General features: G+C 63.1%; 1 protein-coding gene. It reads right to left on the bottom strand.

Annotated features, from left to right (window positions below; all coding sequences use genetic code 11):
* A partial coding sequence (locus AB4Y32_RS40610) for a histidine kinase (protein ID WP_368726596.1) occupies positions 1-255 on the bottom strand: 255 nt, incomplete at both ends.

The following is a 255-nucleotide window of genomic DNA, read 5'->3' as shown; positions in this document are numbered from 1 at the left end:
CGTGCGTGAGGCGCATCTTGAGCAGCGACACGTCCATTTTGAGCGCAGTCAGCAACTGGCCAAGCTCGTCGTGAATCTCCATCGCAATGCGCTTTCTCTCCTCTTCGCGGATCGCCTCCATGTACGCAGACAGCTCGCGCTGCTGCTCGCGTGATTCGACGAGCTCCTGTTCCATCCGCTTGCGCCCCGTGATGTCGTTCAGGCCGACATAGATCGCGGGCGAATCGGCGGCGGTCGCGACGCGCGCCGTCGCCA

Origin of the sequence: Paraburkholderia phymatum (genome assembly GCF_040965635.1) — a bacterium.
Lineage (GTDB): Bacteria > Pseudomonadota > Gammaproteobacteria > Burkholderiales > Burkholderiaceae > Paraburkholderia > Paraburkholderia phymatum_B.
This window is presented reverse-complemented; position numbering and strand designations above follow the sequence as displayed.